This window comes from Limosilactobacillus pontis, assembly GCF_002940945.1.
GTDB lineage: Bacteria > Bacillota > Bacilli > Lactobacillales > Lactobacillaceae > Limosilactobacillus > Limosilactobacillus pontis_A.
This window is the reverse complement of record NZ_PNFV01000002.1, coordinates 171,165-187,114: the sequence shown is the minus strand read 5'-3', so window position 1 is coordinate 187,114 and position 15,950 is coordinate 171,165. Positions and strand designations below refer to the sequence as shown.

The following is a 15,950-nucleotide window of genomic DNA, read 5'->3' as shown; positions in this document are numbered from 1 at the left end:
GATGTGAGACGCATATGTTCACAAAAGTCTTAGTTGCTAATCGTGGTGAAATCGCCGTTCGTATTATCCGTTCACTGCGTGAACTTGGGATCAAGTCGGTTGCTATCTACTCCACGGTTGATCGCGAAAGTCTCCACGTCCAGCTTGCGGACGAGGCCGTCTGTGTTGGCGGTCCCCGTCCCCAGGATTCCTATCTCAACATGCAGAATATCCTGGCGGCCGCGGTTGGTACGGGGGTCCAAGCAATTCACCCCGGCTTTGGCTTTCTTTCGGAAAATAGTCAATTTGCCGAAATGTGCCAGGAGTGTGGCATCACCTTCATCGGTCCTCAAGCCCACACGATCGACCTGATGGGCAATAAGGAACATGCTCGTCAACAGATGAAAAAGATCGGTGTTCCAGTCATCCCAGGTAGTGATAGCTATATTAATAATGTGAACGAGGCCATCGAGGTTGCCGATCAAATTGGTTATCCAGTTCTAATCAAGGCAGCTGCCGGTGGCGGTGGTAAGGGAATCCGCCGAGTTACGGATGCTCAGGAAATGAAGGCGGCCTTTCACGAAGCACAGAGTGAGGCCCGCCTTTCTTTCGATAACGACCAAATGTATATCGAAAAGATCATGGAAAATGTTAAGCACATCGAGGTGCAGATTTTCCGGGACCGATTTGGCCACAGTGTCTATTTCCCTGAACGGGACTGCTCACTCCAGATTAACAAGCAAAAGGTCCTGGAAGAGAGCCCCTGCAAGCTAATCACTCCCACAGAGCGGAAAGAGCTGGGGCAGATCGCGCTCCGGGCAGTCAATGGGATTGACTATCTCAATACTGGGACTCTAGAATTTCTGATGGATCAGGACCATCATTTCTACTTCATGGAGATGAATACTCGGATTCAAGTTGAGCACACAGTCACCGAGATGGTCACTGGTATCGATATCGTCAAGGCTCAAGTCAGGGTAGCGGCTGGTGCTCCCCTCCCCTTTGACCAATCAGATATCCAATTGCAGGGTGCGGCAATCGAGTGTCGGCTCAACGCTGAGGATGCGGAACATGGTTTTATTCCTTCGACCGGCCAGGTTAAGTACCTTTATCTGCCCGTCGGCAACCTTGGGATGCGGATCGATACCGCCCTTTACCAGGGCGCAACCGTCACCCCCTTCTATGATTCCATGATTGCGAAGGTCATCGCCCTCGGCCATAACCGGGAAGAAGCAATCGAAAAGATTAAGCGGTTATTGAACGAAATGGTCATTGTCGGTATCAATACCAATCAGACCTTTCAACAGGCCCTGCTCACCGATCCGACTTTTATTAGCGGCCAGTTTTCAACTGCTTATCTTGAAAAACAGTTCCTACCTCTTTGGAAAGAAAGGATAAGTCAAGATGAACCTGTACGATCAAAATAATACGCTCAGTGCCCACCACATAAAGGCCGACCAGCAGGCAGATGCTAAGGTGCCAGATGGACTTTGGCGAAAGTGCCCAAAGTGCGGAACAGCAATCGTCACTAAGCACCTTGACCAGTACAACACTTGTCCTCATTGCCACTTTGGCTTTCGAATTGGTGCCCGGCAACGGCTTGCTTGGTTAGTCGACGACTTTACCGAAACTGATCAGGACCTGTTGAGTCAGGATCCGCTGAACTTCCCCGACTACCAGCAAAAGCTTACGACCTGCCGGCAGAAAACGACATTAAATGACTCCGTACTTACCGGAACTGCCCAGATTGGCGACCAGCACTTTGGACTAGGAATTATGGATCCCTACTTCATCATGGGGTCCCTCGGAACGGTTACTGGGGAAAAGATCACCCGCCTATTTGAACGGGCTACCCAAGACCGGCTCCCTGTCGTATTGTTTACGGCTTCTGGCGGTGCTCGAATGCAGGAAGGCATCTTGTCCTTAATGCAAATGGCCAAGATCAGTACGGCCATCAAGGAACATTCTACGGCAGGGCTGCTTTACATTACCGTCTTGACCGATCCCACCACCGGTGGTGTCACGGCCAGCTTTGCCATGCAAGGAGATATCATCCTGGCCGAACCTCACTCCTTAGTCGGCTTTGCGGGACGCCGGGTGATTGAACAAACCATGCATCAGCGGATACCCAAGGACCTGCAGGATGCAGAAACGCTGCTGAAAAATGGTTTCATTGATCGGATCGTGGAACGGCAGGAAGAGAAAGCAGCCCTGCAATGGTTATTAAAGTATGGAGGGTAGCAAAGTGAAAAGACAAGCTGGACAAGTTGTGGCAGCGGCCCGCGATCTGCATAAGGTCACAGGACCCGAGATTATCCACTCATTGATCAAAGACTTTACGGAGCTGCATGGTGACCGCCTCGGTGAAGACGATCCCGCCATCATCGGCGGCATCGGCCTGTTTCATGATCTGCCTGTGACCGTGGTCGCGACTGACCGGGGACAATCAGCTGCCGAGCGGATTGCCAAACATTTCGGCTGCCCCACTCCGGCAGGCTATCGCAAGTCTTTACGGCTGATCAAACAGGCGGCCAAGTTCCACCGCCCCGTCATCTGCCTCGTTAATACTCCCGGCGCCTATCCGGGACAATCAGCGGAGGAACATGGTCAGGGGGCGGCAATCGCACAAAACCTGTTGGAAATCAGTCAGGTCCCGACTCCAATCATCACGATTATTCTTGGTGAAGGAGGCAGCGGAGGAGCTCTTGCCCTGGCCTGCGGTGACCAGGTTTGGATGTTGGAAAATAGTACCTATTCCATCCTCTCGCCGGAGGGCTTTGCTTCAATCCTCTGGAAGGACAGCAGTCGTGCCGATGAGGCTGCAGCAATTATGCAGCTGATTCCCGAAGATCTGCTCCGCAAGAAGGTCATTGACGGCATCATTGAAGAACCCACCGACCATGCCGCGGTGCTTAGCAACATTGACCAGGTTCTCCAACAGGAAATTTCGCACCTGCAAAAATTAAGCACCACTGACTTACTACGGCAGCGACATGATCATTATCGACAATTTTAATGGAGGTTAGTTTTAAATTGGCAGGAATTTTAACAGACAAAAAGATTATTGTAATGGGTGTGGCAAATAAACACTCCATTGCCTGGGGATGTGCCCAAGCAATGGCGGCCCAGGGAGCAACAATTATCTACACTTACCAAAACGAGCGGCTCAAGCGCAGCGTTAGCCGTCTTGTCAAGGCAACGGACAACCTGGTCGAGTGTGATGTTGCCAACGATAACAGTATCCAGGACGCATTTTCAACCATTAAGCAACGGTTCGGCACCGTTGATGGAATTGTTCACGCCGTTGCTTATGCCAAGAAGGATGAGCTGGGCGGTTCCATTCTTGACGCCAGTCGGGACGGCTATGCCCTGGCTCAGGACATTTCATCATATTCACTGATCGCCGTGGCAAAGGCAGCCAGTCAGTTTAAGCTGCTGACGAATCCCGCTAGTATCGTGACCCTGACCTACTTTGGATCAGAACGGGCCATTCCAAACTATAACGTGATGGGAATTGCCAAGGCCGCCCTGGAAGCCAGTGTTCGTTACCTAGCCCGTGATCTGGGACCAGCCGGTGTACGCGTCAATGCCATTTCGGCGGGGGCCATCAAGACCCTGGCCGTCACGGGAATTAAGGGGCACGGTGAGCTGTTGAAGATGTCAGAGGACCGGACAGCCGATGGTAATAGTGTAACCTTGGAGCAGATCGGTAACACCTGCGCATTCTTAATGAGCGACCTATCAACCGGTGTCGTCGGTGACGTCATTTATGTTGATAAGGGAGTGCACCTTATTTGATGAATATACCTAAAAGCAAGGACTTATCAACACGCGCGATAAGTCTTTTTTGTTCACGTTTTAACGGTCAGGTGGTCGTGAAAGCAACTACCCCCTCAACCCAATTACTAGCCCGCCACTACGTCAAAAACCAACGGCCAAACAAATCAATCGCCTTCTTTGCTGACCAGCAGACCGCGGCCTACGGCAAGGGAGACCGGCCTTTTTACGCCCCCAAGAACACTGGGCTCTACTTCAGTCTGGTCCTACCACCACGACTTAGCCCACAACTGGCTAACATCGGCCTTTTTACTACCGGCGTTGCCGTAGCAATCCGCCGGGCCCTCCATACCTTCTACCCGTACCATGACTTTCGGCTAAAGTGGGTCAATGACCTATACATCGAACAGCAAAAGGTTGCTGGAATCTTGAACGAACTAATTTATTGCCCAGCACTTGATCAGTCCTGCTGCGTGCTCGGCATTGGCATTAACCTGACCACCACAACCTTTCCTAACAAGTTACAATCCATAGCCCGGGCCATCGATCCCACCAGGTCGGTCGATCGCAACCGGCTGGCGGCCGCCCTTCTCGACCAGCTCACTTACACCATTTTTCACTATCAGGATGGACAATTATTGACGGATTACCGTGCGCATTCCCTATTGATTGGTCACTGTGTCCGGGTAGTCATAAACCACACTGTCATTCTCGGCACAGTCATAACTATTGATGACCACGCTAGGCTAGTGATCGAAGACGACCAGCACCGGCTTCACCACCTGGCAAGCGGGGATGTTACCAAGGTAATTTTTTAAGCAGAAACATGGAGTAACACACAAAAGGGCCTCCAGCGTCTAAACGCTGGAGGCCCCTTCATGCTTACGGGGATTCGAAAACGAACTAGTAAACTAGTTCTGTCTCGCTTTCCCTACTGTTGCTTAAAAAGCAAGCACTTATGTATGGGTGTTTTAGTAAATATCTTTTTTAGTGTAAGGCAGTAAAAAACGTGATGAACCCGAAGAAGATCCCAGGAAAATTAGCCACAAATACAGCCCAATCCCGTTCGCTCTTAAACCAGGCATAGATTGACCAGAGGGTACAATTCAGACCTGCAACAAACGGTTGTAGTGGTGCACAATAGGCGCCATGAAGGTTGTTGATGATCTGTGGAATATACGAAACATACATGCAGACAGCAATGACACTCGCAATTACGCTCAAAACCCGGATAAATTTAGTTTCCTTCATAAATTGTTCCCTCTCTTTCTAAATCAATTTGTTGCAGCCTTCAAGGCCAATGCAAAGTCCCCGATTGTGGCAGAACCATTGTGCTGGGCCAGTGGCATTGTAATGTATTCGTCGACGTTGCCCACATCGACATAGTTGTTCAGTAATTTCTTGAATTCGCGCCGAACCTTCTTCAGGAAGTCTTCACTGACGACGCCACCACCGAAAACGATCTGACCAGGTCGGAACATCAAGGTGGTATCAAGGGCCGCTTGGGCAACATAGTAGGCCATGATGTCCCAAACATGGTCAGTCAGCGGTACATCCTGCCCCTTTTTGCCAGTACGTGCTTCAAAGGTTGGGCCGGAAACCAGGCCTTCCAAGCAATCGCCGTGGAACGGGCAGATACCCTTAAAGTCCAAGTCGTCGGGGTGGCGCTTCAAGCGGATATGGCCCATCTCAGGGTGGCCGAGTTCACCGACGAACTTCCCGTCAATGACAGCACCAGCCCCGCAGCCAGTCCCGATCGTGTAGTAGACCAGGGAGTTGATCCGCTTGTTAAACAGGGTTGAGAGGACATATTCACCATAGGCTGACCCGTTGACATCCGTAGTCCAGGCGATGGGAATGTTGAAGTGCTTCTTGATCGGGCCCACAAAGTCAGTGTCCGCCCAGCCCTTCTTCGGGGTATTGGTAATGTAGCCGTACTTAGGCGAACTCTTTCGGATCTCAATTGGCCCGAATGAGGCGATCCCAATGGCAGACAGTTTGTCCTTGTACTGGTCAAACCAATCAATACACTTCTGAATCGTCTCTTCTGGGGTCGTGGTCGGAATGTGAATTGAATCTTGAACCTGATAATTAATATTGCCGACCGCACAGACAAACTTGGTCCCGCCGGCTTCAATACTTCCTAACAACATTGGCTTTTCCTCCTCAACTTACTTGTTCTCATCCATCTCGGCACGCAATTTTTTGCCGATCTCTTCGTACCCGGGCTTGCCCAACAGGCCGAACATGTTGACCTTGTAGGCCTCAACTCCTGGTTGATTGAACGGATTAATCCCGTTGAGGTAACCAGAAATCCCCATTGCTACCTCAAAGAAGTAAATTAGGTAACCGAGAGTATACTCGTTCTCTTCTGGGATATGAACGGTCATAACCGGTACCCCTCCGGCAGTGTGGGCAGCCACTACCGCCTCATAGGCCTTGGTATTGGCGAAGTCCATCGTCTTACCTTCCAGGTATTGCAGACCGTCGAGGTTATCATCCTCGCTTGGAATCTCGACGTCGTAGTTTGGCTTATCGAGCTTGACCACCGTCTCCATCAGGAAACGCCGTCCCTCTTGGATGTACTGCCCCAAGGAGTGAAGATCAGTGGTGAAGTTGGCACTGGACGGATAGATTCCCTTGTGGTCCTTTCCTTCGGACTCACCGGCCAGCTGCTTCCACCATTCGGCAAACATCCGCATGTTTGGCTCGTAGTTCTCCAAAAGTTCGGTCGTATAGCCCTTCCGGTAAAGGATATTCCGGTAGGCAGCATATTGGTAAGCTTCGTTCTTGGTCAGGTCCGGGTTGACAAAGTCTTTCTCGGCCTGGGCAGCCCCTTCCATCAGCTTATCAATGTCACCGCCAGAGACGGCGATTGGTAGCAAACCAACTGGGCAGAGGACCGAGTAACGACCACCGACACCATCTGGAATAACGAAGGATTCATAGCCGTTAGCATCAGCCTCAGTCTTCAATGCTCCTTTGGCCTTATCGGTCGTCGCATAGATCCGCTTGTTGGCTGCTGCCTCACCATACTTTTCAATTAACTTCTGCTTGAAGATCCGGAAAGCGATTGATGGTTCCGTAGTTGTCCCAGACTTGGAAACGATATTAATAGAGAAGTCCTTATCACCAATCAGTTGAATCAGGTCGTGAACGTAGGTGGAACTCAGGGAATTGCCGGCAAAGATAACCAATGGGTACTTCCGGTCCTTGGCATTCTGGGCCTGGTAGAAGGTATTATGGAGAAAGTCAATCGCCATCTGAGCTCCCAGGTAGGAACCACCGATCCCAATCACCACGAGAATATCGGAGTCGGCCTGGATTTTCTTAGCGGCTGCCTTGATTCGCTCGAACTCATCCTTGTTATAATCACTTGGCAGATGGAGCCAGTCACGGAAGTCGGCCCCGGCTCCAGTCCCATTACGGAGCTCATCGTCAGCGGCGTTGACCATCGCCTGCATCTCACCTAGTTCGTTATCGTTAATAAACTGCTTTAGTCCTTGCTTATCTAATGAAACGTGCGTCATGATAAAGTCCCTCTTTTTTAAAAATTATTCTAAGGTTTCCAGAAAACGTTTCCTTGTTTCAACAGTTATTATGGTAGCGCTTTCCACATTTTATGTCAACCGGTTGACATAAAGAATTTATTTTATACAATAAAAAAGAACAGCGCTAGGCTGTCCCTCCATCGATAATCTTTACCGGCAACATTGTTGAGCTTACTTGCTCACCGTTGATCCGGGCTTGGAGCATAGCCACTGCCCGCTTAGCCATCTGATCAATGGGCTGCTGGATCGTGGTCAACTGTGGTAATAAGACCCGCGTCGCGTTAGCCCCATCGTAGCCGACCACCCGCAGGTCCTCTGGAATCAGACGTTTGAACTCGCCAGCGATATTCATGATCAGTCCAGCATTGGTATCGTTATCCGCGAAGATTCCGTCTACTTCAGGATGATCTCTGAAGATCTGTCGAATGATCGCCCGCTTCTTGGCGACCGGATCATCAAAGCTGATGTGATAGGTAATCGGCGTTTGCCCGTGCTGGCGTAACAGATCCTCATAGGCTAAGCGCCGCTCGTGGTTAGGTGTTGGAATGTCCTCAGGATAGTTGGTGTGGATGATATGTTGGCAACCATCATCCAGTAACCGTTGCGTGGCGAGCAGCCCCCCGTTATAATTGTCGGAGGCCACCACTGGTACGTTTCGACTGACAATCTGTTCAATTGATACAATTGGCAGACTAGTCCGTTGGTATTCATTGATAGCCTGGTTGTGGGCTCCCACGATCAACCCATCGACCTGCCGATTAAGAAGCTGACGTAAAAAGCTGCGTTCCTTCTCTGGATTGTTCTGGCTATTACCCATCAGGACCTTGTACCCACGCCGGTACAGCTCGTTCTCCAAGGCAGCCTCTAGCTGACCGAAGAAGGGGTCATCAATGGTTGGAAAGATTAGCCCGACCAGCTTGGTCTCCTGCTTGTATAGTTGACGTGCGATAGCGTTGGGACGGTAGTTAAGCTTTTCCATTGCCTGTTGGACCTTGGCAATCGTTTCGTCGCTCAGATAACCGCGCTGGTTAAGTACCCGAGATACCGTTGTCTTGGAGACTCCGGCCTCACGCGCAACATCGTCTATTTTGACTGGCTTTTTGGCCATATTTTTCACCCGATTTTAAAGAATTGCTTTTATTATAACATTTTGTAAGACACAGCGAGGTATCATCTATGGATAATAAAGAAGTTGTAAAACGTTGGCGCGAAGCAAAGCTGATTGGTAACATCGCCACAATTGCCTGTCTAATCATGTACGCTTCCTATATCGATCAAATTGTACTTAACTTTACTGGTCACCCGGTATCGCCCCTCCAGCCAATCTGCGCCGCCATCAATGCCTCCCTCTGGGTTGCTTATGGCTGGCTCAAGCCGGACAAGGACTGGCCAGTTGTCATCGCTAACTTCCCTGGTATTATTTTTGGTGCGATTACCTTCATTACGGCATTCATTCACTAGTAAAAAGGACTTGTTTTTCAAGCAAGTCCTTTTTACTATCGTGCCCGACGGTAAGCCGCCAGCGTCTGTGGATCAAAGCAGACCATCGTAACTTCCCTGACTACCTTGGCATTTTCCAGAAAGTTACGAATTGTACTCAAGGCGATTGGGGCTGCAATCTCCAGTGGAAAAGCGTAGACCCCGGTACTGATCGATGGAAAAGCCACTGTCTGGCAGTTGTTCTCCTCAGCCAACAGAAGACTGTTGCGGTAGGAGTTCGCCAGCAGCTGACGTTCCTTCCCATTACCACCATGCCAGATAGGGCCCGGCGTATGAATAATATACTTGGCAGGTAGGTTGAAGCCACCGGTAATCCGCGCCTCCCCTGTCGGGCAACCGTTAAACTTCCGACAGGCCAGATACAATCCTGGCCCAGCTGCCCGGTGGATAGCCCCATCGACACCACCGCCACCCATCAAGGTCGTATTGGCCGCGTTAACGATGGCATCGACCTTGGCCTTGGTAATGTCACCCTGAACTAGTTTAATTTCTGCCATTGCTAATGATCCTTTCGTTTTTTAAATTGGTGGTACAACCAGATTGTCTCCACGATTGACAGAGCTGATAACGCCCCGACAAAGCCATGGCCAACCCCTACGCCGAATTGATAGGAACTCTTGGGAAGTTCCACCGTGTCCAACTTAAGCAAGAAAGTCAGCACAACAATAAATGTCATTATTGCTCCCACCTTGGTGGATCGGCTCATCGACTTCCACTCAACCCTACTCAATAAGAAGTAGATATTAACCGACATCAAACCAATCAGGATACCGGCCAACATCCGCCATCCTGGATGCAACTGGTTAATCCATCCCGTTCCGATCATTGAATGGCATAGGAAATACAGACTCGCTACGACATTAATTATATACGAAATAACAAAGGTACGGTCTTGTTTAGCATTGATAACGTGATCATGTTTGTAATTATCAATCATCTCGTGATCCTCCCTCAATAGGTTGTCTAAACTAACATGATAGAGGTCACTGAGCTGGACTAGCATGAAAATATCGGGATAGGAGCGACCGTTTTCCCAGCTTGAGATCGTTTTACGCGAAACACTAAGCTTCTCCGCCACGACTTGCTGAGTCCAGCCATTCTGCCGACGATAGTTTTTTATTTTCGTTGCAAATTCCATCACGTGCCCTCCTGAAAGCAAATTGTTTTCCCGGGAAATAATTCTTGACTATTACGATACCGGGAGCAAGTGAAATTGTCACGCTATCCTTTTCAGACCATCAAAAAAACACTGAGCGCTTATAATCTGAGACTCAGTGTTTTTCTAATTCTACCAAATGTTTACCCGGTCCTCCGGTGCCTTATACATCTTGTCGCCTGGCTGAATATCAAACGCCTTGTAGAAGTCGGCCAAATTCTCTGCCTGGACGTTAGCCCGAAGCTTTTGCGGAGCGTGAACATCGATCGATAGAAGGAGCTGTTCATACTGTGTGGTAGCCTTCATCCGCCAGATCGTAGCCCAGTTGATGAAGAATTCCGTAGCGCTGAAGTCGTCCTCTTCCTTGGCCGCCTCAAGGGCACAAGACAGACCGCCACCATCGGCGATGTTCTCAGAAACGGTCAGCTTCCCGTTAACCTTCCCGCCAGCATATGACAGGCCGTCAAATTCCTTGATCATCTGTTGGGCCAGTTGCTTGAAGTGAGCAGAGTCTTCACTGGTCCACCAGTTGTTAAGGTTCCCATATTCATCAAAGAGAGCTCCATTATTGTCAAAGGCATGGGAAATCTCATGGGCAATGACGGCCCCAATACCGCCATAGTTCTGACTGCTGGTCTGTTTCAAGGAGTAGAACGGAGCCTGCAGGATGGCAGCCGGGAAGACAATGATGTTCTTGAAGGGGTGGTAATAGGCGTTGACCGTGGCGGCACTCATCTCCCACCGCATCCGGTCAACCGGCTTGTTCCAGCGCCCAAACATCTCTTGATTCTTAACGTAGCTGACCTGGTTGAGGTTAGCAATCAAGGATTCACCCTCATCAATCTTGAGTTGGTCATAAACCGCCGGAATCTTATCCGGGTAGCCAACCTGGATACCGAGTTTATCCAACTTGAGAATGGCTTTCTCTCGAGTTGCCTTGCTGAGCCAATCGTTTTCAGCCAGCCGCTTCTTATAGACCCCCACCATTCGTTCAACCATCTGATGAACATCAGCCTTGGCTGTGGGACCGAAGTACTTTTTACCGTAATAGTCCCCGGCTACCTGACTAAAGACGTCACGGGCCAGGTAGTAAGCAAATTTACGCTGGCTAATCGGCTTCTTGCTGCCGGACAGGGCCCGGCTGTAACGGCCATTGATCTCACGCATCTCATCATCCAAGTAACTAGCATAGTCACGAATGACGTTGACTACCGCCCAGTCCTTAAACAGGTCAAAGTGGTCCTTTAAGATGCCGTCGAGTGCCTTGAAGTAGTCAGGTTCCATCACGATCACCTTTTCTGGTGTCGTGCCTATCAGACGCTTGATCACCCCAGCCAAGTCTAGTTGGTCGGTCGAAGCCGCCAGCTCATCTACCGTCCGTGGATTGTACATCTTGCTATAGTCCGCAGCTTCCTCAGCACTCTTGACATTTGGCGCCAGGAGAGCATCGAAGTCCTTAGCGTGCTGAATGATCTGAGTAGCCTCATCCTTGTCATAGCCCAATTTATCCATCAAGGCTGCTACCATGGCAGTCCACAGTTTAAGCAGCTGGTCATGTTCCTGCTGCTTTTCAGGTGTGTAGTAGCTCTTGTCAGGCAGAATCAGTGATGGGGACGAGACAAAGAGGGCGTAAACCGTTGCATTCTTCATATCGGCATCGATGTCGAAGCTCACCGGTGACGGCAGTCCAAACATGACCCAGTTACGCCACTGGGCCTGATAGTCAGCGTAAGACTGGAGTTCCGCGACACTGCTAAGCACCCGCTGCAAAGCCTTGGGACCGACTTTCTTCCGGAAATCAAACTTCTTAGCGACCTTGTACAGCTTGATCATCTCGTTGAAGCGCGGATCATCCGACTTTTTTTTATCGTCAGCGTAAGCATCGAAGTCATCCATCATCTGCTTATCGATCTCATCCACGAGGTCGTTAAAGCCTCCCGTGGCCGGTTTATCATCTGGAATTTTAGCGTCCTTGATCCAATCGCCGTTAACGGCTGCATACAGGTCATCTTTGATCATCTTTTTGTCTACTGCCACAATGCATCCTCCTTAGCGTGTTAATGGCTCTATTATACTATTTTTTTGGTAAATGGCGGTAACGTTAGTCCTGAAATGGTGTGAGCAGAGCCTGGCGGGCCCCAGCCGAGAACCACTGGTCGTGACGCATTATCAGCTGATTGACAGCCCGATAGTCGCTAAGGTCGGTAGTTCCATTTACCAGACCAGCCACCTGGAGCTGACGGGCAAAATGAACATCAGCCGCCTCCAGAACATTGCGGTAGATTGGCTGGTCATCCGGATCCCAGTTCTCGTTCAGCAACCCTACGGCCCGCCGATATTCTTCACTGTGAGTTAAAACCCGCTGCATGGCCTGGGGATTCAAGAGTGTTGTCATTTTTTATTCCTTTCTTAGTTCAAATACATGGCCCGAATAATTGGTAACAGACAGCTGAGCGGCTGTCGTTGTTAGTAGCCAGTCCACATTGCGGTAGCGGTGATAGCGAAGGCGACGTTCACCCCAGCCATCGGTAATGATTACCACGATTGTTCCGGCCCGGGACACATGGTGGACAGCCAGGTAATCGAAGACCGCCTGAAAACTGGTACCACCACCACCCCGCCGTTGCCAATTAGTCGTCCGGCCCGGATGCAGATGTTGTCCCGGCGCGTAGACTTTAGCATCAAACGAATAGACCGTCATCCGCACCCGTTCACGGCGCACCAGCCAACTTATTTCTGTCAAAGCCCGGCTAATCTCCTGGTCAGTCATTGAGCCCGAATTGTCGACAAAAATACGGAGATCAGCAGTCAGGTGGGCAATTTGACCCGGCAGGTCCATCCGAAGGGGCTGACGACGGTTAAAGCGGGCATGGGACGGTTCCTTCCCCTGGACAATCTGGCCAACCTGCCGGGCGAGGACATTCTGCCAATTAAAGCGGGCATGACAACTATCAACATTACTAAACGCCTGGCGCACGTCACCTGGTAATAGTCCCCGATCACGCTGCGGAGTCTGGTTCCAGGCGTGTTGAATAATCTGTCGTAAGTTAGCAACCCGAATCTGCTGGTTGCCAATCTGGCGTTTTGCCTGTTGAGTCCAGCCGCGATGATCATCCTGAGCGTCGACGGCTGGCAGGGCTCCCTGCTGTCCACCCTCCAGGCTGATCCCGCCCCGCTTCAGATGTTCTCGTTCCGCCACACTAGTTTTTGCCAAAAGGCGAAGATAGTCCTGGGAATCCAAATGAGCTGGAACCTTGCGATGCAGCAATTGCCGGACCTGTTCCAGGGTAGCCGTACCTGGGGGTGCTGCCGGCAGGTACTGGTTAACCGCTATGTCGGTGGCCACCTTAACCAGCTTGGGATGAGGATGATCGGCGTAGCGGAGAGGGTGCTGCCAGAGAGCATGCAAGGCCTCGTGGGCCAAAAGCAACTGAGCGTCATCCATTCTCAGTTGGATAAAGGTAGTTGGGTTGATCACCAGGGTCAATTGATCTCTTACCCAACGAAGGCCAGCCACGGCAGGCTGCTGATCGACAAACTGACGAGGAAGCTGAAGGAGAATCTCGCCCAGCAAACGGTATTTCTGCAGGATACCGACAACCGCCTGACTGGCCATTTCTGAAGCAGACGTCACAGGATGGCGGTGATGAGAAAGCTTATTCCAGAAGGCCATTAGTTCCGGTCCCCGTAAGTGGCAATCTCAGCCAGTCGCCGATAAAGTTTGGCCACCGGACCGGTCGACTCCGCCTTAGCTGCCGTGTACATCGGTTGAATAACCCGATTCAACTGGCCACCGGCTGCTTGGGCAATTGCAAATTGACCATCCGGACTTACCTGGTCAAGTAAGTCAATAAAGGAAGTTGCCCCAGCCGCTGAAGCCAAAGGTGCTCGCTGGTCATCGGCCACCCATTCGCAAAGGAGGCGGATCTTTGTCGCCTCGTCAGCCCCCGCGAAGTTCTGTCGGCTATCGGCCTTGGTCTGAATGGCCTCCAAATTCAGCTGATTCCCCTGAGCCATGACAAACTGGGCAAAGGAGACTCCAACCTCCGTACCCAGGTCACCGCTGAAGAGATCAGCAGCAAGAGCCTGTTGGTCGGCCGTTGGAAGTTGCAGGAGTTGGTCCAGATTGCGGGAAACCCGCTCCCAGGCCCGCGGTGTTGGATGTAGGTCTGGATTATCAGGATCAAGAACTGATAGCCGCTCTGGATAGGTCGTCAGGTAGTTGATCACCAGTCGATTGATTTCCGCTTTACCGGCCCACTTTAACCATTCCGTAATTGAAGTTGTCATCACTAACCGAACCGTCCGATCCTTGATCGCCGCATCGGCAGTGGCTACCGCATACTCGCGGTCATCAAAGCCAGCCATCGTACTATCGGGGTTTTCAGCAATAATAATCATAACGGTGGCGGGGAGACGAAGAGCGTTAATCCGTCGCTGTAAGACCAAGTTCATCAACTCACTCTGAACGGCCACCGTTCCTCGATTAAATTCATCGAGGAACCAGATGATCGGCGTCGTCGGGTGCGCTTCAGCATCCTTGATAATCTGGATCAGGGTTTCCGAGTAGCCAAACTGAACATTTGCCAGACGGCCATAATGCTGAGTTTCAACGAAGGAATCGCTAGTCAGCGGCGGAACCGGGATAGCCAGGTCCCCCTTCTCACTCAGGCTGACTACCGTTGTAAAGAGATGCGCCCCCATCCGGTCGGCCACATCACTAACCAGGGCCGACTTACCGATTCCAGCATCACCGACGATATTGGGCACGTTGCCCGCCTTCAGAACCAAGGGAACCGCCATTAACAGTTGTTGATACGTCAAAGCCATCTAATCAGTCCTTCCAACCATGTTTATTGAGATCCATCTCGCGTTTGCACATTCCCGAGACGTAAGGGTTACCGGCGACGATAAAGCGTTGGGGCTTGGCACCATCTTTTCCCTCCATGTTTACCCCAATGCGTGCAGTCGTGATTATTTCCCGGGGAATTTTAAAACGGTCAAGTTCAACCTTGAGTGGACTAGACTCCATTGGCTGACCGTCAAGGACGCGGGAGTGGATTCCCAACGCCTGAACAAGCTTACCAGGTCCGTTGGTGATATTAACCCCGGTCATCTTTCGGTGGGCCGTCATCAAGCCGACTCCCGTTGCTGGTTCGATTGCCCGAAGTAAAATCCCCTGGGGCTCGTCCTGATCCTGGACAACAATGTCAAAGCAGTAATGCCCACGAATCTGGTAAAGATAGATATCACCAGGCTGCCCGTAGAGAGATTCCGAGTAGCCGGTCCGTCGTCCGTTGAAGGCATGGGAGGCCGAATCGTTTTCTCCCAAATAGGCCTCCGTTTCGACGATATAGCCACTAGTCATACCATCTGGCCCATCGTAACGAACAAGCTTGCCCAGGAGATCCCGAGCAATTTCCACCGTGGGCCGGTCGGTAAAAAATTGTTGATATGCAGACAGCATTGTTTAACTTCCTCCTTAAAAGAACTATCCTAAAGTTACCACGAATCAAAGGAGGAAGACACTCATGGAACTCAAAACAGAAAGAATCTATACCAAGCCCGCTGATCTCGACGGCTACCGAATTCTGGTCGATCGGCTATGGCCTCGGGGGATCTCAAAGGTCAATGCTCATCTGAATGACTGGCTTAAAGAGGTTGGGCCAAGCAACGAACTGCGAAAGTGGTTTGGCCATGATCCGGCTAAGTTTGCAGAATTTAAGACGCGTTACCTTGCCGAACTGGCTGATAATCCAGTCTACGATAAATTACGAGAACTAGTCCAAGCTAAGCTGGCAGTGGGCAACGTTATTCTTCTGTACGGTGCCAAAGACACTGAACATAACCAGGCTGTTATTCTCAAGCAACAGCTGCTTGCTGATCTGGCCTAAACGCAACCCCTGGTTAACATAGTGCCTTCGTTAAGTGCCAATTAGTATGGAGTATTGCTTGTCTGCTACCAGGCTCTACGATATAGAGGCCAT

Annotated in this window: 18 protein-coding genes; 7 read left to right on the top strand and 11 right to left on the bottom strand. The window is 50.7% G+C overall.

What is annotated here, in order from left to right; genetic code table 11:
- Positions 1 to 14: 14 nt before the first annotated feature.
- The 5 genes from accC (at position 15) to CK797_RS02595 (ending at position 4,574) form a co-directional block, all read left to right on the top strand.
- Complete coding sequence (gene accC / locus CK797_RS02615) at positions 15 to 1,406, top strand: acetyl-CoA carboxylase biotin carboxylase subunit (protein WP_104688256.1); 1,392 nt, start codon at positions 15 to 17, stop codon at positions 1,404 to 1,406.
- Complete coding sequence (gene accD, locus CK797_RS02610; protein ID WP_104688255.1) at positions 1,384 to 2,220, top strand: acetyl-CoA carboxylase, carboxyltransferase subunit beta; 837 nt, start codon at positions 1,384 to 1,386, stop codon at positions 2,218 to 2,220. The genes accC and accD overlap by 23 nt, the downstream gene beginning before the upstream one ends.
- Positions 2,210 to 2,995 carry an acetyl-CoA carboxylase carboxyltransferase subunit alpha gene (accA, locus tag CK797_RS02605; protein WP_181049505.1) on the top strand — a complete coding sequence of 262 codons (786 nt, stop codon included), beginning with the start codon at positions 2,210 to 2,212 and terminating at the stop codon, positions 2,993 to 2,995. The genes accD and accA overlap by 11 nt, the downstream gene beginning before the upstream one ends.
- A gap of 17 nt (positions 2,996 to 3,012) precedes the next feature.
- The gene (fabI, locus tag CK797_RS02600; RefSeq protein WP_104688253.1) at positions 3,013 to 3,777 is read left to right on the top strand and encodes an enoyl-ACP reductase FabI; all 765 of its coding nucleotides are present in this window, start codon (positions 3,013 to 3,015) and stop codon (positions 3,775 to 3,777) included.
- Between the two features lie 77 nt (positions 3,778 to 3,854).
- Positions 3,855 to 4,574 (top strand): biotin--[acetyl-CoA-carboxylase] ligase, encoded by a 720-nt coding sequence (locus CK797_RS02595; protein WP_263851299.1) that lies wholly within the window; start codon positions 3,855 to 3,857, stop codon positions 4,572 to 4,574.
- A 169-nt stretch (positions 4,575 to 4,743) separates the two neighbouring features.
- Here the strand turns inward: CK797_RS02595 and CK797_RS02590 are convergent, their stop codons facing one another.
- From CK797_RS02590 to CK797_RS02575, 4 genes are all read right to left on the bottom strand, one after another.
- Positions 4,744 to 5,007 carry a SemiSWEET family transporter gene (locus CK797_RS02590; protein WP_007124610.1) on the bottom strand — a complete coding sequence of 88 codons (264 nt, stop codon included), beginning with the start codon at positions 5,005 to 5,007 and terminating at the stop codon, positions 4,744 to 4,746.
- Positions 5,008 to 5,030: 23 nt separating this feature from the next.
- The gene (gene scrK, locus CK797_RS02585) at positions 5,031 to 5,909 is read right to left on the bottom strand and encodes a fructokinase ScrK (protein ID WP_104688251.1); all 879 of its coding nucleotides are present in this window, start codon (positions 5,907 to 5,909) and stop codon (positions 5,031 to 5,033) included.
- An 18-nt stretch (positions 5,910 to 5,927) separates the two neighbouring features.
- Entirely contained in the window at positions 5,928 to 7,286 is a 1,359-nt protein-coding gene (locus CK797_RS02580; RefSeq protein WP_104688250.1) for a glucose-6-phosphate isomerase, read from the bottom strand.
- A gap of 145 nt (positions 7,287 to 7,431) precedes the next feature.
- Complete coding sequence (locus tag CK797_RS02575; protein WP_104688249.1) at positions 7,432 to 8,415, bottom strand: LacI family DNA-binding transcriptional regulator; 984 nt, start codon at positions 8,413 to 8,415, stop codon at positions 7,432 to 7,434.
- 68 nt (positions 8,416 to 8,483) lie between these two features.
- On the opposite strand from CK797_RS02575, the gene CK797_RS02570 reads away from it, so the two are divergent.
- Positions 8,484 to 8,768, top strand: a complete 285-nt coding sequence (locus CK797_RS02570) for a SemiSWEET family transporter (RefSeq protein ID WP_104688248.1) — start codon at positions 8,484 to 8,486, stop codon at positions 8,766 to 8,768.
- A gap of 35 nt (positions 8,769 to 8,803) precedes the next feature.
- On the opposite strand, the gene CK797_RS02565 is transcribed toward CK797_RS02570, so the two are convergent.
- The 7 genes from CK797_RS02565 to CK797_RS02535 form a co-directional block, all read right to left on the bottom strand.
- A complete protein-coding gene (locus CK797_RS02565; RefSeq protein WP_104688247.1) occupies positions 8,804 to 9,304 on the bottom strand; it encodes an O-acetyl-ADP-ribose deacetylase in 501 nt (166 codons plus the stop codon).
- A gap of 2 nt (positions 9,305 to 9,306) precedes the next feature.
- Positions 9,307 to 9,945 carry a helix-turn-helix domain-containing protein gene (locus CK797_RS02560; RefSeq protein ID WP_104688246.1) on the bottom strand — a complete coding sequence of 213 codons (639 nt, stop codon included), beginning with the start codon at positions 9,943 to 9,945 and terminating at the stop codon, positions 9,307 to 9,309.
- Between the two features lie 150 nt (positions 9,946 to 10,095).
- Complete coding sequence (locus tag CK797_RS02555; RefSeq protein ID WP_412458018.1) at positions 10,096 to 11,982, bottom strand: M13 family metallopeptidase; 1,887 nt, start codon at positions 11,980 to 11,982, stop codon at positions 10,096 to 10,098.
- 82 nt (positions 11,983 to 12,064) lie between these two features.
- Positions 12,065 to 12,358 carry a hypothetical protein gene (locus CK797_RS02550; protein ID WP_104688244.1) on the bottom strand — a complete coding sequence of 98 codons (294 nt, stop codon included), beginning with the start codon at positions 12,356 to 12,358 and terminating at the stop codon, positions 12,065 to 12,067.
- 3 nt (positions 12,359 to 12,361) lie between these two features.
- Positions 12,362 to 13,636, bottom strand: coding sequence for a DUF2201 family putative metallopeptidase (locus CK797_RS02545; RefSeq protein WP_104688243.1), 1,275 nt, complete (start codon positions 13,634 to 13,636; stop codon positions 12,362 to 12,364).
- Entirely contained in the window at positions 13,636 to 14,793 is a 1,158-nt protein-coding gene (locus CK797_RS02540) for an ATPase (RefSeq protein ID WP_104688242.1), read from the bottom strand. The genes CK797_RS02545 and CK797_RS02540 overlap by 1 nt, the downstream gene beginning before the upstream one ends.
- Before the next feature lie 4 nt (positions 14,794 to 14,797).
- Positions 14,798 to 15,430: a DNA-3-methyladenine glycosylase gene (locus CK797_RS02535; protein ID WP_104688241.1), complete on the bottom strand. Its 633-nt coding sequence runs from the start codon at positions 15,428 to 15,430 to the stop codon at positions 14,798 to 14,800.
- Positions 15,431 to 15,494: 64 nt separating this feature from the next.
- Here CK797_RS02535 and CK797_RS02530 point away from each other — a divergent pair, with 64 nt between their 5' ends.
- Positions 15,495 to 15,857: a DUF488 domain-containing protein gene (locus tag CK797_RS02530; RefSeq protein ID WP_104688240.1), complete on the top strand. Its 363-nt coding sequence runs from the start codon at positions 15,495 to 15,497 to the stop codon at positions 15,855 to 15,857.
- Positions 15,858 to 15,950 lie beyond the last annotated feature (93 nt).